The 21,453-nt window shown below is 56.3% G+C and carries 18 protein-coding genes and 2 pseudogenes; 10 read left to right on the forward strand and 10 right to left on the reverse strand.

Annotated features, from left to right (window positions below):
- Positions 1 to 61: 61 nt before the first annotated feature.
- The 4 genes from L6639_RS29660 (at position 62) to leuD (L6639_RS29675) (ending at position 4,513) form a co-directional block, all read left to right on the forward strand.
- Entirely contained in the window at positions 62 to 970 is a 909-nt protein-coding gene (locus L6639_RS29660) for a fumarylacetoacetate hydrolase family protein (RefSeq protein ID WP_128929992.1), read from the forward strand.
- A gap of 96 nt (positions 971 to 1,066) precedes the next feature.
- The gene (locus tag L6639_RS29665) at positions 1,067 to 2,137 is read left to right on the forward strand and encodes a cupin domain-containing protein (protein ID WP_128929991.1); all 1,071 of its coding nucleotides are present in this window, start codon (positions 1,067 to 1,069) and stop codon (positions 2,135 to 2,137) included.
- A gap of 316 nt (positions 2,138 to 2,453) precedes the next feature.
- A complete protein-coding gene (leuC, locus tag L6639_RS29670) occupies positions 2,454 to 3,863 on the forward strand; it encodes a 3-isopropylmalate dehydratase large subunit (protein ID WP_128929990.1) in 1,410 nt (469 codons plus the stop codon).
- A 17-nt stretch (positions 3,864 to 3,880) separates the two neighbouring features.
- Positions 3,881 to 4,513: a 3-isopropylmalate dehydratase small subunit gene (leuD, locus tag L6639_RS29675; RefSeq protein ID WP_128929989.1), complete on the forward strand. Its 633-nt coding sequence runs from the start codon at positions 3,881 to 3,883 to the stop codon at positions 4,511 to 4,513.
- Between the two features lie 38 nt (positions 4,514 to 4,551).
- On the opposite strand, the gene L6639_RS29680 is transcribed toward leuD (L6639_RS29675), so the two are convergent.
- Entirely contained in the window at positions 4,552 to 5,376 is an 825-nt protein-coding gene (locus L6639_RS29680; protein ID WP_128929988.1) for an SDR family NAD(P)-dependent oxidoreductase, read from the reverse strand.
- Between the two features lie 594 nt (positions 5,377 to 5,970).
- On the opposite strand from L6639_RS29680, the gene L6639_RS29685 reads away from it, so the two are divergent.
- Both L6639_RS29685 and L6639_RS29690 read left to right on the forward strand, forming a co-directional pair.
- Positions 5,971 to 6,873: an isocitrate lyase/PEP mutase family protein gene (locus L6639_RS29685; RefSeq protein ID WP_128929987.1), complete on the forward strand. Its 903-nt coding sequence runs from the start codon at positions 5,971 to 5,973 to the stop codon at positions 6,871 to 6,873.
- 72 nt (positions 6,874 to 6,945) lie between these two features.
- Complete coding sequence (locus L6639_RS29690) at positions 6,946 to 7,725, forward strand: SDR family NAD(P)-dependent oxidoreductase (RefSeq protein WP_128955134.1); 780 nt, start codon at positions 6,946 to 6,948, stop codon at positions 7,723 to 7,725.
- Positions 7,726 to 7,779: 54 nt separating this feature from the next.
- Here the strand turns inward: L6639_RS29690 and L6639_RS29695 are convergent, their stop codons facing one another.
- The 6 genes from L6639_RS29695 to gcvA all read right to left on the reverse strand — a co-directional run bounded on the left by L6639_RS29695 (position 7,780) and on the right by gcvA (position 13,567).
- The gene (locus L6639_RS29695) at positions 7,780 to 8,487 is read right to left on the reverse strand and encodes an ABC transporter ATP-binding protein (RefSeq protein ID WP_128929985.1); all 708 of its coding nucleotides are present in this window, start codon (positions 8,485 to 8,487) and stop codon (positions 7,780 to 7,782) included.
- Complete coding sequence (locus tag L6639_RS29700; RefSeq protein ID WP_128929984.1) at positions 8,480 to 9,235, reverse strand: ABC transporter ATP-binding protein; 756 nt, start codon at positions 9,233 to 9,235, stop codon at positions 8,480 to 8,482. The genes L6639_RS29695 and L6639_RS29700 overlap by 8 nt, the downstream gene beginning before the upstream one ends.
- A complete protein-coding gene (locus L6639_RS29705) occupies positions 9,232 to 10,176 on the reverse strand; it encodes a branched-chain amino acid ABC transporter permease (RefSeq protein WP_206733114.1) in 945 nt (314 codons plus the stop codon). Before L6639_RS29705 ends, L6639_RS29700 begins: the two co-directional genes overlap by 4 nt.
- Before the next feature lie 61 nt (positions 10,177 to 10,237).
- Entirely contained in the window at positions 10,238 to 11,110 is an 873-nt protein-coding gene (locus tag L6639_RS29710; protein ID WP_128955133.1) for a branched-chain amino acid ABC transporter permease, read from the reverse strand.
- A 240-nt stretch (positions 11,111 to 11,350) separates the two neighbouring features.
- On the reverse strand, positions 11,351 to 12,421 hold the full coding sequence (locus L6639_RS29715; RefSeq protein ID WP_237864941.1) for an ABC transporter substrate-binding protein: 1,071 nt from the start codon (positions 12,419 to 12,421) through the stop codon (positions 11,351 to 11,353).
- A gap of 270 nt (positions 12,422 to 12,691) precedes the next feature.
- A complete protein-coding gene (gene gcvA / locus L6639_RS29720; RefSeq protein WP_128929980.1) occupies positions 12,692 to 13,567 on the reverse strand; it encodes a transcriptional regulator GcvA in 876 nt (291 codons plus the stop codon).
- Positions 13,568 to 13,718: 151 nt separating this feature from the next.
- On the opposite strand from gcvA, the gene L6639_RS43525 reads away from it, so the two are divergent.
- The 4 genes and pseudogenes from L6639_RS43525 to leuD (L6639_RS29740) all read left to right on the forward strand — a co-directional run bounded on the left by L6639_RS43525 (position 13,719) and on the right by leuD (L6639_RS29740) (position 17,382).
- Positions 13,719 to 14,093, forward strand: a complete 375-nt coding sequence (locus L6639_RS43525; protein WP_164933582.1) for a helix-turn-helix transcriptional regulator — start codon at positions 13,719 to 13,721, stop codon at positions 14,091 to 14,093.
- Positions 14,094 to 14,374: 281 nt separating this feature from the next.
- Positions 14,375 to 15,154, forward strand: a complete 780-nt coding sequence (locus tag L6639_RS29730; RefSeq protein ID WP_206733115.1) for an HpcH/HpaI aldolase family protein — start codon at positions 14,375 to 14,377, stop codon at positions 15,152 to 15,154.
- A gap of 171 nt (positions 15,155 to 15,325) precedes the next feature.
- Positions 15,326 to 16,738, forward strand: a complete 1,413-nt coding sequence (gene leuC, locus L6639_RS29735) for a 3-isopropylmalate dehydratase large subunit (protein ID WP_128929977.1) — start codon at positions 15,326 to 15,328, stop codon at positions 16,736 to 16,738.
- A gap of 9 nt (positions 16,739 to 16,747) precedes the next feature.
- A pseudogene (leuD, locus tag L6639_RS29740) lies at positions 16,748 to 17,382 on the forward strand (3-isopropylmalate dehydratase small subunit).
- 647 nt (positions 17,383 to 18,029) lie between these two features.
- On the opposite strand, the gene L6639_RS29745 reads toward leuD (L6639_RS29740), so the two are convergent.
- From L6639_RS29745 to L6639_RS29755, 3 genes and pseudogenes are all read right to left on the reverse strand, one after another.
- On the reverse strand, positions 18,030 to 18,356 hold the full coding sequence (locus L6639_RS29745; RefSeq protein WP_128929976.1) for a helix-turn-helix domain-containing protein: 327 nt from the start codon (positions 18,354 to 18,356) through the stop codon (positions 18,030 to 18,032).
- A gap of 9 nt (positions 18,357 to 18,365) precedes the next feature.
- Positions 18,366 to 19,697, reverse strand: a complete 1,332-nt coding sequence (locus L6639_RS29750; RefSeq protein WP_128929975.1) for a type II toxin-antitoxin system HipA family toxin — start codon at positions 19,695 to 19,697, stop codon at positions 18,366 to 18,368.
- A gap of 610 nt (positions 19,698 to 20,307) precedes the next feature.
- Positions 20,308 to 21,413 (reverse strand): annotated as a pseudogene (locus tag L6639_RS29755) (IS630 family transposase).
- Positions 21,414 to 21,453 lie beyond the last annotated feature (40 nt).

The raw sequence follows: 21,453 nt of genomic DNA on the forward strand, positions 1-21,453 counted from the left end.
TTAGGGCATAAGCCGGCGGCTTGGCTGCCCTAACCGCTCTATCTGGATAGGAGAGAATAATATGCGGCTCTGTCGTTTCGATGGAAATCAGCTTGGTATCGTGCGAGATGGCGAAATTCTCGTCGTTACCGAGGCGCTGGACGTGCTGCCCAGCCTCAAGTGGCCGTTTCCGCAGCACGACATCATGATCGAGCATTTGGACCGCGTCATCGCCAAGGCACAGGAGCTGGCCGGGCGCGCTCGACGCATTCCCGTGAGCTCGGTTCGGCTTGATAGCCCCGTCGCTAATCCGTCTAAGATCATCGCTGCCCCTGTCAACTATCAGCTCCATCTCGACGAGGGGACGAACAATCAAGAATTGCGGCAGGGCCGATCGGAGGTTCAGACGATCGACAGAGCCGGTCTTTTTTTGAAGGCCAATAGTTCGCTAGTGGGCCCGGGATCGCTGATCAGACTGGGCGATCCGACGCGAAGGCACGACCCCGAAGCCGAGTTGGGTGTTGTTATAGGTCGACGGGGTCGCAACATCCCGCAGGCAGACGCCTTGCAGTATGTCGCTGGGTACGCCGTTGCTGTCGACGCGGTTGTCCGTGGTCCCGAAGAGCGGAGCCTGCGGAAATCAATCGACACCTATTCCGTCTTGGGACCCTGGTTGGTTACGCGAGATGAGATTCCCGATCCCGGGGTTCTTGACCTTTATCTGAGCATAAACGGCAAGGAGAAGCAGCGATCGAATACGCGACACCTCATATGGTCGGTTCCCAAGCTGATCGCGTTCGCGTCCGCCTATTATACACTTCATCCCGGCGACATCATCATGAGCGGCACTCCCGAAGGAGTATCCGAAATTGTACCGGGCGACCGCGTCGTCGTTGGCGTACAGGATATTGGCGAAATGACGCTCCTGATCGAGGCCGGCGATTGGTCGGCGGACGAAATGCTCCGATCACCGCGCATAGCCAAAAATTAGAGGAGGCGCAGTCCTCGTCCTGCAATTTCATGCTAGCCGGCAGGTCTAATCAACCGCAGCGTGGCGGCAAGCTCGAACTAAAGTTGAGGAACCAAAATGTCGAACAGCACGGCTCAGCCAGATCCGAAACATGCCGATCCCACAGCCGAGCGGGCCGATCGTATGAAGCGGCTGAGTATCATTCCCATCTGGAATACCAGCGGGGTCGCCGAAGAGATGGGCTACAAGGCGCGCGGCCATGTATGGCGGTGGCGCGACTTGCACGCTGAGTTCGAGGAAGCTGTTAAGACATCATTGGCCGGGCCGGGCACTGAGCGCCGAATTCTTCTGTTTGAGAATCCCGGGATGCCACGGTCCGCAGCAGCAACGCCTACGCTCAATGGCGCGTTGCAGATGATCCTACCTGGCGAAGTCGCACCGGCGCACCGGCACACCTATTCAGCGCTGCGCTTCATCTTGTCGGGAAGTGGTGCGTTCACGGTCGTCGATGGCACGCGCGCGGATATGCACGAGCTTGATCTTTTGCTCACGCCTGGAGGGTGCTGGCATAGTCACGCGCACAATGGCGGGACGGAGCCAATGGTTTGGTTCGATGCGCTCGATACCCCATTCGTTTCATACATGCGAGCCGATTGTTTCGAGATGCATCCTAGCAAATCCTTAGAACCCTATACCAATACTGTGGGCTCTTACGAAGATATTGGCGCGCTCGGAATGCTACAAGGTCGGACGCGCGCGCAACCGCCGGCCTCGCCCCAGTTGGTGTACAAATGGGCTGCCGCCGAAGCAATGATACAAGCCGGACTGGACCGCGACGATGATGACCCGTACGAGGGTGTCGTTTACGAATACGTAAATCCTATCACGGGTGGGCATGTCATGCCGACAATCGCCTGTCACGTGAACGGATTCCGTAAAGGCTTCCACTCGAAGGCACGACGACGCACATCGAGTAGTCTTTGTGTTGTTGCGAAGGGAAGCGGTGCCACCATTATCGATGGCGTCAAGCACGAATGGTCAGAGCGCGATGTGATCGCAGAGCCGGCTTGGTCGTGGTGCGAATATATTGCGTATGAGAAATCGATTCTGTTCCGGACAAGCGATCAGCCTATATTGGAACCTTTCGGTTTGGCTCGCCAAGAAGATCATCCGAACGGACGTCAATAGGCAGCTTTCGCCTCTTGCAATCGTTGTGCCCGGCGTAGTTGTTTGCGCAGGCAATACCCGTTGGCTCGCTCCGCGTTTCCAGAAAGTTGCTCTTGTAGATAGCGCAGGCCTGATGCAGGCCGATCGTTCTATTTTGCGTGGACCGCGAGTACTTAAGCGCATCTGACGCACAGCATCGATTTGCTAGCCGGGCAAAAGGGGTGTTTGCAATTTTCTCCTATTGGGCAATGTCCGAGGTTCTTAACTTCCCAAAGCTCGTGTACGGCTCGCTCACCTCGTGAGAATTCAAGCCCCTTGGGACAAGTCGATTAGCGCCATGGCAAACAGCGAAACTCTGTTCGACAAGATCTGGCTGTCGCATGTTATCCGGGAGATTGAAGATGGCGTGTTTCTTCTTCATGTGGACCGGCACATGGTTCATGAATGCACATCGGCTGCCGCCTTCGAGGGCTTGAAGCGTGCTGGCCGCAAGACCCGTAATCCCGAACTGACCTATGCTGTTGTCGATCACATCCTTTCCACGGCGAAAGGTCGTACGGGAGAGACGTTCGCTGGTGGTCGGGAATTCGTGCAGCTGTTACGTGAAAATTGTCAGGCTCATAAGATTGAACTCATTGATGTTGACGATCCTCGGCAAGGCATTGTCCATGTAATCGCACCTGAGCTCGGCATCGTCTTGCCCGGCACAACACTGGTATGCGGCGACAGCCATACGGCAACGTGTGGAGGACTTGGTTGTTGGGCTTGGGGCATTGGCACCAGCGAGGTGGAGCATGTGCTCGCGACCCAGACAATCGTCCAGCGGCGGCCGAAACGCATGCGTATCAATTTCGAAGGCAAGCTCAACCGAGGGGTATACGCCAAGGATCTCATTTTGAGATTGATTGGTCAGATCGGCGTTGCGGCGGGACGTGGCTACGCTGTGGAATATGCCGGCAGCGTCATACGGTCTTTGTCGATAGAAGAACGCCAAACCATCTGCAATATGTCGATCGAGTTCGGTGCGAGAGCTGGACTTATAGCTGCCGATGACGTCACATTCGAATATCTCCACGATCTGCCTTATTCGCCCAAGGGAGAAATGTGGGAACAGTCATTGGCTTACTGGCGTTCGCTCCCGACCGACCCAGAAGCGGTTTTCGATCGAGAGGTCGATGTTGATTGCACGAGCATCGGCCCGCAGGTCACCTGGGGGACGACCCCCGAGGATGTTGGCAGCGTCAGCGATCCGATTCCTGATCCCGCGGCGGTTAACGACCTTGCGCGTCGCGCCGCAATGGACCGTTCGCTGACTTATCTCGGTCTTGAGGCCGGTCAGTCTCTCGAAGGGCTCACCGTCGACGTGGCGTTTATCGGTTCATGCACCAACAGCCGCCTTTCCGATATAGAGGCTGCCGCCGAAGTCGTGCGGGGGCGCAAGGTCGCTTCGCATGTACGCGCGCTTGTGGTACCCGGCTCAGCGCAGGTTAAACATGCCGCTGAATCTCTGGGGCTCGACAAAGTCTTCCTGGAAGCTGGGTTTGAGTGGCGGGAGGCCGGATGTTCCATGTGCGTCGCCATCAATGATGACTTTGTAGGACCCGGTAAGCGTTGCATCTCTACGTCGAACCGCAATTTCGAGGGGCGCCAAGGCCAAAAGAGTCGCACCCACCTAGCCAGTCCCGCCTCGGTGGCCGCCGCTGCGATTGCCGGGGCGGTAACGGACGTCAGAAGGTACTTAACCTAGGCCGCCGGAGAATTCGTATGGAGAAATACACACGTGTCGAGGGTGTCGCGGCCAGTTTCCCGCGCCCTAACATCGATACAGACGCGATCATTTCGGTCGCTTGGCAACGCAGCTTGAAGAGCAATCCGGGGGAAGGCCTGTTTGCGATCTGGCGGTATGATCTGCAAGGCCAAGAGGTGCCGGACTTTATCTTGAACCGCGCCCCCTTTCGCAAGAGCAAAGTTATTGTTGCGGGAGCCAATTTTGGTTGTGGCAGCTCCCGCGAGTTCGCGGTTTGGGCCCTGGTACGGTTCGGTATTCGCTGCGTGATTGCACCCACCTTTGGCGACATTTTTTACGAAAACTCGTTCAAGAACGGGCTGCTACTCGTCACGTTACCGCAGGCAGAGGTTGATGAGATCCATCACCACCTGGCGACCACGAACGATCCGACGATGTCGGTGGATCTCGAAAGCTGCACCATCGAATTACCGAACGACAGGACAATCGCTTTTAACATTCCAACTGCCCGTCGCGCAACGCTGCTAGAGGGCCTCGACGAGATTGGTCAAACGCTAAGATTCGTCGCCGACATTGAGGACTTCCAGCAGAAGAGCCGAGCGTGCCAGCCCTGGTTATACGCGCGACCTGAACCTCGGCATTCTCCCTGAGTGGGGCCGACGAACCAGAGTTGCGCGGTTAGGCGAATCTAAAGCGTTTTTGTCAGACCTGCATCCGCATCGATAGCAGCCCCTTGCAGGAGACGACCGCGATCTGACAAGACAAATCTAACCAGCGCCGCGATATCCTCAGGCTCGCCGATTCGCGCAATGCGCAACTCGCGGCTGAGCTGATATTCCATTTCGGCAGGGTCGATGCGTCGTTCGCGGCTCTCCAGCGTCAGGCGCTTTGTCAATCTGTCTGTCCTCACCAAGCCGGGATTGATACAATTGACCCTCACGCCGTCCCTAATGCCAAGCTCGGCGAGGAATTTGCTGAAACTATTGAGTGCGGCATTCACTGGCGAACCGATAGCGAAATAGATGTCGGGTGTTCGGCCGCCTGCACCGGCGATATTCACGACGGATCCACTCGTCTGAACAAGTGTAGGCCAGGCCGCCCGACAGAGGCGCATTGCACCAAAGAATTTTAGGCCGAAACCATCCTCCCAATCACTATCGGGCAGCTCCAGGAAGTGCCCCCGCGTGGTCGCACCGGCGTTGTTGACAAGAATATCAATCTTCTGAAAAGCGGCCAAGGCCCGGTCGATCGTCCAGGAAACGGTTTCCACGTTTCGCAGGTCGCCAGCAACGACCTCTACCCTTGTTCCAAATGATCGTGCGCGTTCGGCAACGCTGTTGAGCATGGCCTCATCCCGGGCGACGATAACGGAATCGACGCCTGCTTGCGCGAGCTCGAGCGCAATGGCAGCACCGATGCCTCGGCTTGCGCCCGTTACGATCGCAACCTTGCCCCGGAGGGACGCATCTTCGCCTCCCGCCAGGCGAGGCTCCTGTTTGGTGTGTCCTGTCATCGTGGAAGTCTCCGTGTCTGGTCGATTGAATGGGATTGTTGACAGAACCGGCCACACGCATCGGGACGCAACATTAGTCTGAGCTGCCCAGATGTGTGCCTTGCGAGCTCGGTTGAGTAAAAGGCCAGGCTCGACCGGCCTTGGCGCCTGTCGAGATCTACTCCATGTCGTCACGTCGGACACTGACCCAGCGAACCAAGAGACCACGCGCTTGGCTGAGTGCACTATGGCATGGCGCACCCTTTGGCTAGCTAAGGTGGCCACTCGTCATGCGACCTCGTCCATGAAAGAAGAGTGCGACGTTCTCCTCTGGCTTGAGCAGTACTAGCCCTGAGGCCCGCCGTGTCGCCACAGGATTTTGCGCGAGTACAGGGTTTTAGGCGCTGATCCGCTAGCAAGAAATTGCAATGCTATCGGGGCAGCCCATCGTGCAATTTTCTCCTAGTGATGCCGGCGCCTGTCGGTTGATAGTACACGTGCTTTATGAAACGTGCTGAGTCCAACGATGGTCTTCTGCACTGGAGCGACCTTCACTAACCGCTTTCACGGTTGTCGGACTCGCGTCGTTGCCGTACTCGCATCATTGGGTGTCTTTTGAAAGCTCGTATTCCTCTGCGCAAGGTCATGGAAGCCGGACGACCGCTCGTCCTTCCGGTTGCTCAAGATGCTTTTGCCGCCCGGCTGATAGGGCGGGCTGGGTTCAAAGCGTTTGCAATTGGTGGGTCGGCAATGCTTGCTGCCCGTTACGGGTTGCCGGACCTAGGCATTGCGGCGCTTGGCGAGATGGTCGCCGGTATTCAGGATATTGCGGCGGCCTCCGATCTACCCTTCATCACCGATGGCGATGACGGCTACGGTGACATCAAGAGCGTTGTTCGCATGATCCGCGCGTACGAGGCGCTTGGTGTTGGCGCCGTGATCCTGGAGGACCAGGCTCGCCCGAGCAAGCAACCCGGCGATAATCCTGCTCCTGCTGTTGTCGCGATGGCAGAATTCGAAACAAAGCTTCGGGCAGCTGTTGATGCCCGCAGTTCAGGCGACATGTTGATTATCGCCCGCACGGACTCCTTAACAACGCTTGGCCTAGATGGCGCCCTAAAGCGAGCGGAGCGCAGCTTAGCCGCGGGCGCGGATGGTGTATTTATTCCAGGATTGAAAGCACATGACGATCTCGTGACGGTTGGGAGTGCCTTCCGGGGGAAACACCAGCTGCTTGCCCTAACTGAAGATGGGAAAGCGCAACTGCCGCGGGCACAAGATCTCTTTGTGATGGGCTACGATCTTATCGCTTATCCGAGTTATTTGATGCTGCGGACCACAGAAGCGATGGCGAGCGCGCTCGCAGGGTTGTTGTTGTCCACGGCCGACGGGTCCCCTCTCCCGGCACTGGCCGATTTTCCGGCGGCTCGCGCGGCCTTTGCTGAGGCGGTCGGACTTCGAGACTGGCAGGCGCTCGACAAAGTTGCCCGGTCCCAGGCCTCTGCGCCCGCCACGTAACTCGTCCGCGGTTCCGCATTTTCGGACTGCTGCGATGGAAATCTCGGTGCTAGAGCAAGCAAGGATAGTTTAGTGCAGATTTCGCTGAAAAGCCGAACCGCAATCGTAACGGGCGGAAGCCGAGGCATTGGCCGAGCGATAGCTCTGGCGTTCGCCGAGGCCGGCGCTTCTGTTGCAATTCTCGCCCGAGATAAACAACAAGTGAGTGATACCGCCGACCAGATAAGTAGCACAACCGGTCAGCGCGTGATTGGAATCTCATGTGATCTCGGAAACAAATTGCAGATTGACCAGGCCTGGTCGAGGCTCTCCCCCGACTTCAGTCATGTTGACGTCCTCGTTAACAACGCAGGCAACGCTGCCCACGAGCCAATATCGGGAGTTGAGTGGGACGCACTCCAGTCCGATTTCATGCTGAAAGTCGGAGGGGCACTTTACTTAACTCAGCGTTGCCTCTCTGGAATGCGAGCAAGACGCTGGGGACGAGTTGTCAATATTCTCAGCATTGCGGCAAAGGCCGGTACCGGCGCCGCTCCGTCGGCGCTGAGCCGGGCGGCCGGCCTATCCATGACGAAGCTGCTGGCTAACGAATGCGCGCCGGATAACGTCCTTATCAACGCCATCTGCCTTGGATCGATCGAAACCGACCAGTGGAAACGAATGCACCGGTCCACCGCACCGCAAGCGAGCTACGAAGACTTCGTTTTGCAGAAAGGAAAGAGCGTGCGTCTCGGTCGGCTTGGAACTGTGACCGAGGTTGCGAATGTGGCCTGCTTTCTAGCCTCGGACCTAGCCTCGTTCGTAACGGGAACAGCCATTAATGTCGATGGAGGCAATTGTCCCGTACCGTAACCTCGGCACTGGTATCGTTGCCGGTAGGTATGTAATCGGAGGTCGTCTACCTCCCTAGCTGATGCCAACGAGGCTCGATAGAACGGACTTATTGCCCGCCAGATCGTTGCTTTTGCCGTTCCAAACCACTTGGCCTCGATCCAGAATTAGGGCCTGGACCGTTAGTGACAGCGCTAGATCAACATGGTGTTCTACGAGGATAAACGTCATATCGCTTTCTTTTCTGATGCGTTTGAGCGCTTCCACAAGCTGGTCAACAATGACCGGAGCCAATCCTTCGAACGGCTCGTCGAGAATAAGCAAAGCGGGATTGCTGACGAGCGCTCGGCCGACAGCCAGCATCTGCTGCTCTCCACCCGACAAATGATTTCCGAAGTTCTGCCGTCGCTCAGCAAGCCGGGGGAATAGCTCAAACACGGATTCAATGTTCCACTTTCCCCGATCAACCCTTGCAACGGAAAGGTTTTCCTCTACCGTCAGGGAAGGAAAGATCTCTCGTTCCTGAGGCACGTAACCGAGGCCCAGGCGAGCCCGCTCGTAGGTATCGATGCCTCCGATCTCGCCGCCGTCAAATGTGATCTTGCCGGAGGCCATTTGCGTTAGGCCCATAATGGTCGCAAGCAGGGACGTCTTGCCGACACCATTGCGTCCCAACACGGCCAATGACGACCCTCTCGGGAGCGAAAGAGCCACGTTTTCAATAGCCGCGGCGCCATAGCCATATCCTGCGGTGACAGCTTCCAGTCTCAGCAAATCAGTCATTGCGCGCCTGTCCGAGGTAAACCTCTCGTACCTTAGCATCTGCTCGAATCTCGGACGGGGTTCCCTGCGTCAGCACGCTTCCCTCTGCCAACACCGTGATACGGTCAGCGAAACCAAAAACGATCTGCATGTCGTGCTCGATGACGATGACTGCGAGGTCGGCGGGCAACCGCCGCAGCAATTCCGAAAGTTTTCCGCTGTCTTCTTTCGGCAAGCCAGCAGCAGGTTCGTCGAGAATGAGCACCTTTGGCTTGAGAGCCAGCGCCAGCGCGAGCTCAACGAGCCGCCGTTGACCATATGCGAGATTGGAAATCAATTGGCATGCCGAACCACTGAGGTTAAAAACGTCTAGGAGCCGCTCGAGTTCGATCAGAACCTGCTTGCGCCTATTGAGCGCGCCCCACAGTTTTGCGTCGATATGCATATTTGCAACGACCGCGAGGGCAATATTTTCGACCACCGTCATGGACGGGAATAGCGAGTTTATTTGAAACGTTCGCGCGAGCCCCAGAGAGACTCGGCGTTGCGGCGAATACCGTGTGATGTCACGTCCTTCAAGTCGGATCGACCCAGAGGATGGAGCCAACGCTCCCGTGATGAGATTTACAAGGGTGGTCTTTCCTGCGCCATTCGGACCAATCAGAGCGTGTCTTGCACCAATCTCAAGGCGGAAGTTGATATTACGCGTGACGGCGAGAGCACCGAAGCTTTTGTGCAGACCGACGATTTCGAGGACCGTATCATTCATGGTTTCCGCCTGCGATCGAGGAGATAGCCACCCATACGATCAATCCAGGGACCAACGCCTTGAGGTGTAAACCTGACGGCGAGAATGAGGAGTCCACCCAGCATAAACAACCAATTGAAGGGGTCTATCGCCGCGGCCCGATCAGAAAAAATGACGAAAATAATGCCCCCAATGAATGCGCCGGTCAGGCGCCCCATCCCGCCGATTAGCAACATGATGAGGACGTTTCCGGATAGCAGGAATGAGAGTGAGTCGGTTGCGACAAGCCCGGTGACTTGTGCGGAAATTGCACCGGCCACACCCGCTATTGCTGCCGAAATCGAATAGATGAGAAGCAACCGTGCGGCGACCGGTACGCCTAGCATGCGCATGCGTTGGTCGTTGTCGCGTATCCCACGCAGAACATATCCAAATGGCGAGTTTACCAAGATCCGGGCAAGGGCAAACACGAAGGCCAGCACGCAAAGCGAATAGAGATAGGCAGTATGGCCATAGAGGTCGAACGAGTAACGTCCCAAGATGGGTGCGACCTGATACCCCGCAAGGCCATCATCTCCGCCCGTTACTGATTTCCAGGTTGTCGCAACTTGGAGGACGACGGCACCAATGGCGATCGTGAGGATGACTTGAGTCAAGCCGCGAACACGAAGAACCAGCAAACCCGTGACGAAGCCGAACGCGCCGGCAGCTAGCCCTCCTACCACAAGGCCGGTCAAGGGTTCAGATAAAACATTGAGCGCAAAAAGGGCGGCGGCGTAGGCTCCGATACCAAAAAAGACGGCATGACCTAAACTTTCGATTCCAGAGTAACCGATGGCGAGATCGAGCGACAGAGCCAAGATGATCATGATGATGACTTGGGTGCCGAGCTGGTGATAGGCGCCCAAGAAGAAATAAGCGAAAATTGCAAGCGCCCACACCAGCGCATCGCTAAGTCCCAAGCGGTGGGATCCAAAGGACGCGGCGATGTCCCGTTTAGGTGTGTCCTTTGAGGGAGTTACCTTAAGCACGGCCATAAAGCCCAAAAGGTCGAATGGACAGAATGAGGGCCAGAAGAATGTAGATGCCGAAAGCGCCGGCCGCCGGAAAGAGATAGCGAAAATAGGTATCGAAGATGCTATAGCCGAGCGCGGCGATAAGCGATCCTTTGAGACTGCCAAAGCCGCCAACCGCAACGACGATCAAAACCATGACCATATAGTTCGTGGCATAGTATGGCTGCAGCGGCAGCATCTGCGTTCCAAGTACGCCGGCTATGGCCGCTAACGCGCACCCAGCAACGAAGGTCTGAGCGAACACCCGCCGCACATTGATCCCGACACAGCGAGCCATGCGCGGATTATCGACGGAGGCGCGCAAGCGGGCGCCAAAATCGGTCTGTTCGATGACGTACCAAATCAGGCCTGCGATTGTCAGGCTGACGATTGAAAGAAAGCTACGGTAAGCAGAAATCGATATCTCTTCAAAATGCCATGCTCCCGCCAGGAATTCAGGCGTTGGTAATGTATGCGTCAGCGAGCCATAACCGGCGTTGATCGAGGCGATCATTATGAATGTGAGGCCAATTGTCATCAGGATTTGACCGAGAGCACTCGTCTCATAGATCCATCGATATACGGTCCGTTCAAGAATGGCCCCGAGTATCGCCGTGATTGCAACAGCAATCGGAAGCGCGGCGAGCAAACCCAGGCCAAAATGATTGACGAGCGAGAGTGCAGTGTAACCGCCGATCATGGCGAAACCACAATGTGCAATGTTTAGAAGACGCATCACGCCGAGCGTGATCGTCAGGCCAGAGGAGATCAGAAAGAGGATCATCCCGAAGGACAGGCCGTCGATCAAAAGCGATATACCCGTCGTCCAGTAGCTATTCACTTGATCCCTCAAACACCGCCTGCATCACAAGCATGCTGCCAATGGCCATTACGTCCCGCCGCATTGGCCTGGAGTCATGCGGCCTGATTCTACTCCCCTATTTTCGCGCGCCTAAACGTCGTCAGCGCGAGGCAGGATTGGCCTCCTTCCAGGGATCTTTGAGATTCGGAATTACGGCGACCTGTTTATTTACGAGGACGCCGTCGATCTTCTCGACCTTTCGGATATAGACGTTTTGGATCAGGTCCCGTTCGACCGGATCGATCCGCGCGGGCTCTCCCAGGAGTACCCTTTGGCGGCCGCCAAGGCGTTTTCACCATCAAGTTTCCCGTCGGTTGCTTCGGTCATATGGGCGATCAGGTGTATGCCGTCCCACGCCTCAACGGTCCCGATATTAGGTATGGCGCCCTTCCCGTATTTTGCTTCCAGCGCATTGACGAACTCCTTATTCGCGGTGCTTTCTGGCGAATGAGGACCATAAAAGAGAGAGGAATATACACCGATGGCCAGTTCGCCGGTTTGTCCCAATGCCGCGAGGGGTGCCTCCTCGGTTTCACCGAGGCCAAAGTACTGCAAGCCCCGTTGTGCCAAGCCGCGCTCGAAATACCCTTTGAACAGTGCAACGGAGATGGGCCCGTTCGGGACGAACGTAAATAGAACGTCAGCGTTCGCGTCCTGCAGCCGCTGGAAGTAGCTGGAGAAGTCAGTTGTATCCAAAGGCACCTTTACGACATCGACGATCTTGCCGCCGAGCTTGCCGTAATTGGCATCATAAGCTGCAATTGCGTCGTGACCGGGGGCGTAGTCGACGGCAAAGACAACAGCTTTCTTCTTGCCCTGATCAATAGCATAGCGCGTGATGCCATACGCCAATTGCCAGATGGTGCAGCCCACTCTTAAAAAATATGGCGATTTACGTGTGGTATCTGCGGTATTTGCGTTGAAAATGACGAAGGGAATTTTCGCTTGCGTCACAACATCGGCAACGGCTACCGCGTTAGGCGTGAAGTCCATACCGCCGAGAAATTGTACCCCCTCTCGGGTGATCAGCTCTTGAGCGAGTTGTTTCGCTCGAGCGGGATTTGGGCCGCCAGAATCACGATAGAGGACCTCAACGGTGTGGCCTCCAAGCTTTCCTCCGTGCTTCTCGACATAGAGGTCAACGGCTCGTTTGAATTGGACGCCCCACTCGGCATAGGGGCCGCTAAAAGAGCCGATGATGCCGATCTTGACCTCGGCAGAATGCGCATCTGTAGAAATGGACAGTGAGGCAAGAACCGCCGCGAAGGCCAGCAAGCTGAAGCGCTTCATTGTTTCCGTCCCCCTATTTGTGCACCGCCATGCGCCGCAAGCAAGGCGACGACTGCGCCCATCGTTCGGCCCAGATAGAGGGCATTAGAGGAGTGCATTCTTGTATAATCTTGCGGGACGCCGGGACTGTTAGTCGCAGGTCGCGGAGGGCAGACCAGTTAAGGGCTGCTCACGCTATATTACGCGGATGTCACAAGGTCCATGTCCGGGGCTGAGAGTCGCTTCTTTCCCGTCCATTTCAGATCGATGGATCTGACGGTTGCCGCCGCCTCACCGAGCAGCCATTGCGCGGAACGCGACAAGTGCCGGCAAATCGCTCTTTTCGGTTGGATAAGCGAGATAGAATGCCATCTGGTTGCGGACAATGAGATTGAACGGTGCGATCAGTCGGCCGGTTTCGAGATCCCTTTCAATCAAGGGAAGATGCACAATTGCAATACCAAGGCCGTCGATAGCTGCTTGGCACGCGAGCCCCGAGTTTTCAAATCGTAGGCCCGTGTTGGCCGGGACCTGCGGCGCGCCTGCAGTCTGGAGCCATTGCCGCCAAAAATCCGGGCGCTGCAAGGAATGGAGAAGAACGTGATGATCGAGTTCGTGCGGATAGCGCGGGACCGGCATTCCATTCGCAAGCTTGGGGCCGCATACGACGATGAGCAGTTCGTCGAACAGATGTTTGGCCTCGAGCCCAGGCCACTGGCCCAATCCGTACTCGATCGAGGCATCGATGCCTTGCGCTTCAAAATTGGCAGGGGATTGTTGTGAGGTTGAGACCTGAATTTCCACCTGCGGATATTGCTCGCGAAACCTCGCGAGGCGAGGGATCAACCAGCGCATGGCAAAGGTGGGTAAACACCTAAGCTTTAGGACATTGTGTTTTGACGACGCGCAGATCTCGGACGTCGCGGACCTTATCTCGTCAAACGCAACCTGAAGCCGCTTATGATATCGTCGAGCCTCTTCCGTCAGTTCGATGCGACGATGCTTACGAACAAATAACTTTATTCCGAGGTGGGTCTCAAGTACCGCGATATGCCTGCTGACGGCCCCTTGGGTAATGCAAAGCTCTTCCGCCGCTCGACTGAAATTGCCATGACGCGCCGCAGCATCGAAGGCTCGTAGCGCATTCATGGGCAAGTATTGGCCCATAACCCATTATTCTCCCTAGGTTTTCGCTTATATCGCAAAAACTCATGCAAGTCATCAGTTAACTTGCTTTGCGCGGCATGCTGATCGCCTTCATCCTCAGCCCCGCGATGAAACTCGTCCACTGCAGCAAGAGTTGGACATGACTTGTGGGATGGAAACGGCAGTCGTATCGGCAGACGCATTCTCTGCTCCGCCCGGCGACCCTGACGGAAGCATTACAGAAGTTGCGCTCGCGTTTATTAAGAAGAGCCCTGAGATCAGGATTACGCTTCGCGATCTTGAGCGTCAGACGGGCGCAAGTATCTTTCAACTGATTAGGGCATTCCGAAGAGATTTGGGAGTAACGCCCCATGCCTATCTGATAAAACGGCGCGTCGCGCGCGGCGCTGATCTTCTTCTTCAGGGAGAGCCAGCGGCACAAGTAGCTTACGAGGTCGGTTTCGTTGACCAAAGTCACTTCACGAAGCACTTCAAGCGTGTCCACGGCGTGACGCCAAAGCGCTATGTTGCGGTAGCCACCAGCTAGCTGGCAAATCGAGCGCATGAGAAGTTCGCCACTGGCGACAGACCTTTTGCAAAAGCTTGTCTAGAGTTCTTGAGGGTCTAATCCGCTCCGGCGCACAACAAGGCGCGGTTGCCGGCGCAATCGGAGCAGTCAAGTGATCACGCGGTCAGTGGTGTACTTGTTGCGCGCGGCGTCGACGACATTCCGATGCCAGCAGCCGTCAACAGGATATCGAGGCCAGTCGTCATATTCACAGCAAAGAAAGCTTCCTTATGGCCCCCTTTCGAGGACTAAATCGCCGCATGGCCGAAAATGGCCATTTACTGAACGGCTATTGCGCGATCCCCGATGCGTTTTCGGCAGAACTTTATGCTCGACAAGGCTTCGACGTAATCACGCTTGACCTGCAGCATGGTCTCATCGGGTACGATGCCGCCGTCGCGATGCTACAAGCCATTACGGCCGTGGACGTGCTCCCGTTGGTACGCATCCCCTGGCTCGACCCGGCAATCATCATGAAAGCGCTTGATGCAGGTGCTCTTGGTGTGACATGCCCTATGGTCAACACGGCAGCGGACGCTGAGCGCCTCGTCCAATATTGCAAATATCCACCGATGGGCCAGCGCAGCTTAGGCCCCGTCCGTGCGGCGACGGCCTATGGCGAGGACTATGCTGCGCATGCGAACCGGGAGCTCAGCGTCATCGCTATGATTGAAACCGCTGAAGCCGTCGCCAACATCGAGAGTATTCTTGATGTGCCAGGTCTGGATGGTGTCTATATCGGACCAGGCGATCTCTCGCTGTCCCTGAACAGGAAGCCGCAGCTGGAGGAGTTTGATACCGAGGTGGACGCTGCCATCGATCGCGTTTTGAAGGGGTGCATTAAGAAGGGTCTGATTGCAGGCATTTTCGCACCTGGTCCCGAACAAGCGTGGCGCATGGTCACGCGTGGCTTTCGATTCGTCACGCTTTCCACTGACGCTCGCGCATTGGCGTTCCAGGCCAAGTCTTGGGTTGAGAAGTTTCGACTGCTCAGTCGAGAGCCGTCCCGTGTTACCGGTGCATCGGGCCTGAAGGGGTAAGGACTAAATATCAAAAAGTGGGCGACCGGACCATAAGCCCTCATCCGCTCGAAATTGCAATTTCTTACTAGTCGACGAGCTCCTCCTGCATCAAGACCGGTGTCGCCGATCACGCAATTGGCGTGAAGCCTACCCGCTCTTAGCGTGGGAGCAACTCGGCCATGGTGTAACATGATCCAACCGCGGTCTATCTTTGAAAAGATCTGGAACAGTCATGTCATCCGGGAAATGGGTGACGGCGTCTTCTTGCTCTATGTCGATCGCCACATCATCCAGGAATCGGCGAGCGGACAAGCATTTGATGGGCTACGGCGCGCCTCGCGATCTGTGCGTCGACCTGATCTCACTTTCGGTGTCACGGATCACATCGTTTCGACACGTCCTGGGCGCACGGTCGATTCGAACCCCGAGGGGCGCGAGCTAATCACCTTGATGGAACGGAACTGCAGCGAACACGGAATTGAGCTGTTTGACTTGGCTGATGCCAGGCAGGGTATCGAACACGTCGTGGCGCCGGAGCTCGGGCTTATCACGCCAGGGATGACTGTTGTTTGCGCAGACAGCCATACACCAACAAATGGCGCGCTCGGTGCCTATGCGTGGGGTTTTGGCACAAGCGATGTCGAGCACGTTCTAGCAACCCAAACCGTACTTCAGCGCAAGCCAAAGGCGCTACGGGTGACGTTCGCCGGACGTCTGGGAAAGGATGTCTGTGCCAAGGACCTCATACTTTACTTGATCGGCAAAGAGGGAACACAGGCGGCGCGCGGATATGCCATCGAATATTGCGGACCCGTCATTCGTGCGATGTCCATGGAAGGCAGGATGACGATCTGCAACATGTCCATTGAATTTGGTGGACGTGCTGGCATGATCGGGCCGGACGATACCACGTATGAATATATCGCTGGCCGCGACTATGCTCCCAAAGGTGCGCATTGGCAGGCCGCATTAGATCAGTGGCGCACTCTTAACACAGACGAGCAAGCTCTCTTCGACAAGGAAATCAGGGTTAACTGTAGCGAGATTGCCCCCCAGGTGACGTGGGGGACAACACCTGGCGATGTCGTAGGTATCGACGAAAACATCCCAGATCCCGTGTTGATTGGCGATCCTGTCCGTCGCGCCATGGCGGAGCAGGCGCTGCACTATATCGGCCTCAAACCTAATCAGCCTCTTGAAGGCATTCCGATCAACGTCGCCTTCATTGGATCCTGCACCAACAGCCGCCTATCGGACCTTCAGGCGGCAGCGGCCATCGTCAAGGGGCGCAAGGTCGCCAAAGGCGTGCGGGCGCTGGTTGTGCCTGGATCGACGTCGGTCAAGCGCGCGGCTGAGGCCCTCGGTCTAAACAAAGTATTTCTCGATGCAGGCTTCGACTGGAGAGAGGCCGGGTGTTCAATGTGTCTGGGGATCAACGACGACCAAGTCGCGCCAGGTGAGCGCTGCATGGCGACCTCTAATCGCAACTTCGAGCATCGCCAAGGACCAAATAGCCGCACGCATCTTGCAAGTCCGGCATCGGTGGCGGCGGCCGCCGTGACGGGTGTCATCACCGACGTTCGCAAGCTCGCGCACGCATAGAGGCGGCAAATGGAAAAGTTTGTGACGTTGGAAGGTGTCGCCGCAGTGCTGGCGGACCCGAATATTGATACAGATGCAATTATCCCTGCCCGCTTCATGCGTTCTGCGAACGCTAATTTGGGTAAGGCCCTGTTCGCCAACAGCCGATTTCAGGACGACGGATCCGAACGCGCCGACTTTGTGCTGAATATTCCGCCATTTCGGAGCAGCTCGATCCTCGTGGCAGGCGATAACTTTGGCTGCGGCAGCTCGCGAGAAGCAGCAGTCTGGGCGCTGAAGCAATTTGGTATTCGCTGCGTTATCGCGAGAGCTTCGGGGAAATATTCTTCGAGAACTGCTTCAAGAATGGCGTTCTTCCGATCACATTGCCCAAAGCCGACTATGAGCAAATCCTAGGCGCGCTTGCGAAAGACCCCGGGCGTGAAATTAAGGTCGATCTTGAGCGATGTGAGATCAGGATGTCGTGTTCGCTATCGATACCGTTTGTCGTGTCGCCTTCGCGTCGGACAGCATTGCTTGAAGGGCTCGACGATATCCAGCTGACGCTGCGTTATGTCAGCGATATCGACGCATTCGAGGCCTTCGACGGGGTCGCGCGGCCATGGATGCGTCGCCCCACGTCATCTTTTGGCCGATCGCCGTAGAGCTGATGACGTCAGTTTCGTGGTGGGAGCCTTGGCAATTCAAGGCTCTGTCGTCCGGTGAACGCTAGCGGAAACGAAAAGACGCAAATGGTTACGCATTCCACGACATTTGATGATACGAATCTCTTGGAGCGAGCTTGGGTTTAACGCGCATCCAGCCCGGGCTCGGCTTCTCTCCTATGCGAAAAGCCTCGCGACTTTCGCTGGGGATATGGAGCGCTGTCTTTGTTTGTGAACCCCACGGCTCAAGATTATGACATTGTCCTCCTGGGTACGAGGTCAGTTCTTCAGTTCAAGACATTCGTCCTCCAGTCAAGTTTGAACGAAGATCTTGCAGCAACGCCACGGGGAAGCCGACCGGCCGAAGATGTTCGAAGGCGACCAAGGTGGATGAAAAGAGGCCAAGATCTCGCAGAATTGCACTTCGACGCAACCTCTTGCCGCTGTTTTTTGCGATCAGCGTCGCTCCTTTGGTCGGCCAAGGGCTCGCCCGGCACACCGGCAGTGTCATCTTGAAATAGACCAGCGTACCGGATTTGCGCCTCCTCAAAACTCCAGAGCATTACGGACCGTTTGCGAACACGCCAAAGAGATTCCTCACGAATGGCCATTCGGAAGAATCTATTCGGTTCGAGACGCGCTCATCATCAATGTGGCCCGGCAGATTTCTCATCTTCGCGAGAGGCCGTTGTCGCCCCAGCAGCGATCGGAATAAAGCCGATTTGGAAACCGAATGCGCGACCTATTTTGTCTAGCGTTTGCGCAGTAGGATTGGCCGCTCCTCTTTCAATGTCGGCGACTTGGCGCGGTGTCAGCTTAAACAGTCGGGCGAACTCAATCTGGGTGAGCCCGAGGGCTTGACGCATCTCGGCGACAGCCTCCGGCAAGCGGAGAGTACCCGCGCGCGCTTTGGCTGCAATTGCGGCGCGACGATCTCGGATCTCCTCTTTCGTAGGTTTACGCCATCTGGCCATGAGGCTCGCCTAATCTGTCACATTGCGCAGTTTGGCAACACCGTTCGCCATATCTTCGTTGCGAATGATTGCATTCGTCACGACGGAGACCGGCACGCCGCACTTTCTTGCAATCTCTGGAAGGGCCCGGAGAAGATCTTCCTTAGCTGCCAAAGCGGACATCAATTTGTGGGCGGGCACCTTGGGGCTAGAAACTGTCTCACAGACGAGCCTCCAATCAGGATTGGTGTCCTGTCCTCCACCATCGAGCATGCACCCCCACCTTGTGGAACGGACGATGCCCGCTGTCGCGATCTTCATTGGTGCGAAATCGAACAAGGGGGCGAGACGTATGCTTCCATCCGGGAATTTTCTAAGCGCGGCGTTTCGACCATGATTATCGGGATTGCCCATAGCCAGGTTCAAGACATCTCGCAGCAGATACTCCGTCGTGTCCTCCAGCGGACACGACGAGACCTGTTGGATTGTTTTCAGATAAGTTTCGTGCCTGCTCTGAAATGCAAACTCCGCAACGCCAATCGCAGAGACCAGACTCTCTTGTCCGTAGCGGATTAGACCACCCGACGTCACCCTGCGGTCAAACCGTGGAATGACAAGCACACCATTGCCGTAGGTGCTCGTGCGTTCGACGTTGACGCCAAACTCTTTTGCGACCACCGAATAGCCCGATTCAGACTCCAGGATCCGCTGATCCACCGGCTCATCACTACGCAGAAGCTTTACGATGATAAATTCGAGGGCGTCCGCGTCCGGGACCATCGAATTCGGATACCAAAGTCCGTCTCGGGAGCGAGTCAGTGACACCTTGGGCCAGTCACCTTGCAGCCCACTCGAACCCGAGGCAAGCAAGGAAAAGCGATCAGCAACTTCGAGAAACGCATCGCTCCGATCGAGAATTTCTTCCATAGTGATTCCCGCGACCGATATGTCCTGAAGACGTTCGACCTCCTGATCATATGCTTCTTTGATGCGAATATTGCCGACGGGAGAACTCGCAGCTCTCATGAGAAGATGGACTTGGGTAGAAGGCGCCTCGACCGGAAGGTTCAGAAATCGCGCGATCCTCTCGGCGTGGTGACCTTGAGGAATTAGGTCCAGTAGAAAAGCTGGCCAGGTGCTTGCTGCGCGATCCACCAGATCGACTGGGGCGTTGATCGAGTAAGCATGTACGCCTTTAAGGGGACGGTCTTCCGCAAATGGAATGGCGCCGAACTTGGCAAAATAGCCCATTTCGTAGCTAGTTCTGGAAGGCGTCGTGTAGCCCTTTTCGGGGGCTTCCAAGTTGACAATGGCCGCCTCGTGCCACGTGCCTTCTATGAAAGTTTCTACAGTCAGGTCCATTTACAAATCCCTTTAGGGATGTATATGGCAGGTGAGCTCAAGAATCAACCCATTATAATGGAAGTATTAATAGCGGAGGATCCGTTCGGACACTGCAGTCGTTGCCCATCATGCTTTTGGCCTGCCGGATCTTTGCGCCGCCACCACGGACTGAGCGGCCCCTCAGAGATGCTCGCCCCGCGATCAAGTGCGGTGACGGCGCAGCCCTGTATTCAGCTCTCATTCTGATGGGCTTCATGCTGAAGAGCGGACCCGGCCAGAGGACCCAGAGGGCGCCTCCTTCGGCAAGACCTAAAAAGCGCAAAGGCTGGCTGTTATGATGGAGCGTCGCACGCTCAAACATCAAAAGCCCGAACGGACTTTTACCATCAACTGAGTAAGCGGCACTCGTACGACGAGATGCGCGCTATCCCGATCCAAACTGTGGTCTTCCCGGGCGCATGCATGTACGGTCCCCGATCTCACCACGGCCCGCTTCTCACTATCGTGCAAGACTGCTCGATTCCGCGAAAGCTGCGCGACATTTGCTGCCGTTACATAAAGGCTTCGAAATAGGAACGAGCCGCACATCAACGAGGATTAATGCGCACGCCCCCCTAGTCACGTGAATCTAAAGTTCGCCGCATAAAGTCTGCTGGGCTTTGTGGCAGAAGCGTTTGACGGAAGCCAAGATCTGGTCTGCAGACTTGGTCCATTTGAAGGGCCTCGGGTTATTGTTGTGCAGTTCGATGAAGGTACGGATGTCGGCCTCGAGCTGTCTGACGGAGGTGTGAACACCTCGCTGGATCTGCTTTCTGGTGAGTTCAGCGAACCAGCGCTCGTTCTGATTGATCCATGACGCGGAAGTCGGCGTAAAGTGGACATGGTTGTGCGGCCGGCGAGCGAGCCACGCCTTGATCTTAGGTGTCTTGTGGGTGGCGTAGTTGTCCATGACGATGTGGACCGCAAGCCCCTCGGGGATTTGAGCGTCGATTTCCTTGAGGAACTTCAAGAACTCGACCGCCCGATGACGCTTGTAGCATTTGCCAATGACAAAGCCGGAAGCGACATCGAGCGCGGCAAACAGTGTGGTCGTGCCATGTCGCACATAACTGTGCGTGCGACGTTCTGGCATCCCAGGCATCATCGGCAAGACCGGCTGCTCGCGATCGAGTGCCAGGATCTGGCTTTCTCATCAACGCTGAGGACAACGGCTCGGTTCGGTGGGGATAGATAAAGGCCGACAATGTACCTTGTCGACGAACAGTGGATCGCTCGACAACTTGAATGTCTGGCTACGGTGCGGTTGCAAGCTGAACGCCGACCACATTCGGCGGATCGTGGTGTGGGAAAAGCCAGTTTCCGCAGCCATCGAGCGGATCAACCAGTGCGTCGCGTCGGCCGGCGTCGTACGCAATGTCCGCTCGATTACCTCAGCAACCTGATCGTCGTCGATGGTGCGAGGGCGGCTCGGGCGGGCTTCATCAAGCAGGCCATCACAGCGATCCTTCTAAAAAAACCGACGGCGCCACTTGCCAACGGTGTGTTCATGGATGCCGAGTTCAGCAGCCACAGACTTGCTTGGCAGGCCATCCGCACATCGCAGGATCGCGCGGCATCGCTCAGATAGCACCGCGCGACACGATGACGACGAACTTGCCTCTCTAGGTACGTGCGCTCCTGCGGACTGAGCACTAACGGCGCGATCGGCCGGCCTCTCACACCTGCATTCCCCACAAGCGCTCTCCTCTACAAAGATTCGAGCCATCAACTAATG

This window comes from Bradyrhizobium zhengyangense, from assembly GCF_022012555.1.
Taxonomy (GTDB): domain Bacteria; phylum Pseudomonadota; class Alphaproteobacteria; order Rhizobiales; family Xanthobacteraceae; genus Bradyrhizobium; species Bradyrhizobium zhengyangense.

Bases quoted from the DNA above. Each gene is read 5' to 3' on its own strand.
- L6639_RS29660 (WP_128929992.1), top strand. From the start codon at position 62: ATGCGGCTCTGTCGTTTCGATGGAAATCAGCTTGGTATCGTGCGAGAT.
- L6639_RS29665 (WP_128929991.1), top strand. From the start codon at position 1,067: ATGTCGAACAGCACGGCTCAGCCAGATCCGAAACATGCCGATCCCACA.
- leuC (WP_128929990.1), top strand. From the start codon at position 2,454: ATGGCAAACAGCGAAACTCTGTTCGACAAGATCTGGCTGTCGCATGTT.
- leuD (WP_128929989.1), top strand. From the start codon at position 3,881: ATGGAGAAATACACACGTGTCGAGGGTGTCGCGGCCAGTTTCCCGCGC.
- L6639_RS29680 (WP_128929988.1), bottom strand. From the start codon at position 5,376: ATGACAGGACACACCAAACAGGAGCCTCGCCTGGCGGGAGGCGAAGAT.
- L6639_RS29695 (WP_128929985.1), bottom strand. From the start codon at position 8,487: ATGACTGATTTGCTGAGACTGGAAGCTGTCACCGCAGGATATGGCTAT.
- L6639_RS29700 (WP_128929984.1), bottom strand. From the start codon at position 9,235: ATGAATGATACGGTCCTCGAAATCGTCGGTCTGCACAAAAGCTTCGGT.
- L6639_RS29715 (WP_237864941.1), bottom strand. From the start codon at position 12,421: ATGAAGCGCTTCAGCTTGCTGGCCTTCGCGGCGGTTCTTGCCTCACTG.
- gcvA (WP_128929980.1), bottom strand. From the start codon at position 13,567: ATGGGCCAATACTTGCCCATGAATGCGCTACGAGCCTTCGATGCTGCG.
- L6639_RS43525 (WP_164933582.1), top strand. From the start codon at position 13,719: ATGGAAACGGCAGTCGTATCGGCAGACGCATTCTCTGCTCCGCCCGGC.
- L6639_RS29730 (WP_206733115.1), top strand. From the start codon at position 14,375: ATGGCCGAAAATGGCCATTTACTGAACGGCTATTGCGCGATCCCCGAT.
- leuC (WP_128929977.1), top strand. From the start codon at position 15,326: ATGATCCAACCGCGGTCTATCTTTGAAAAGATCTGGAACAGTCATGTC.
- L6639_RS29745 (WP_128929976.1), bottom strand. From the start codon at position 18,356: ATGGCCAGATGGCGTAAACCTACGAAAGAGGAGATCCGAGATCGTCGC.
- L6639_RS29750 (WP_128929975.1), bottom strand. From the start codon at position 19,697: ATGGACCTGACTGTAGAAACTTTCATAGAAGGCACGTGGCACGAGGCG.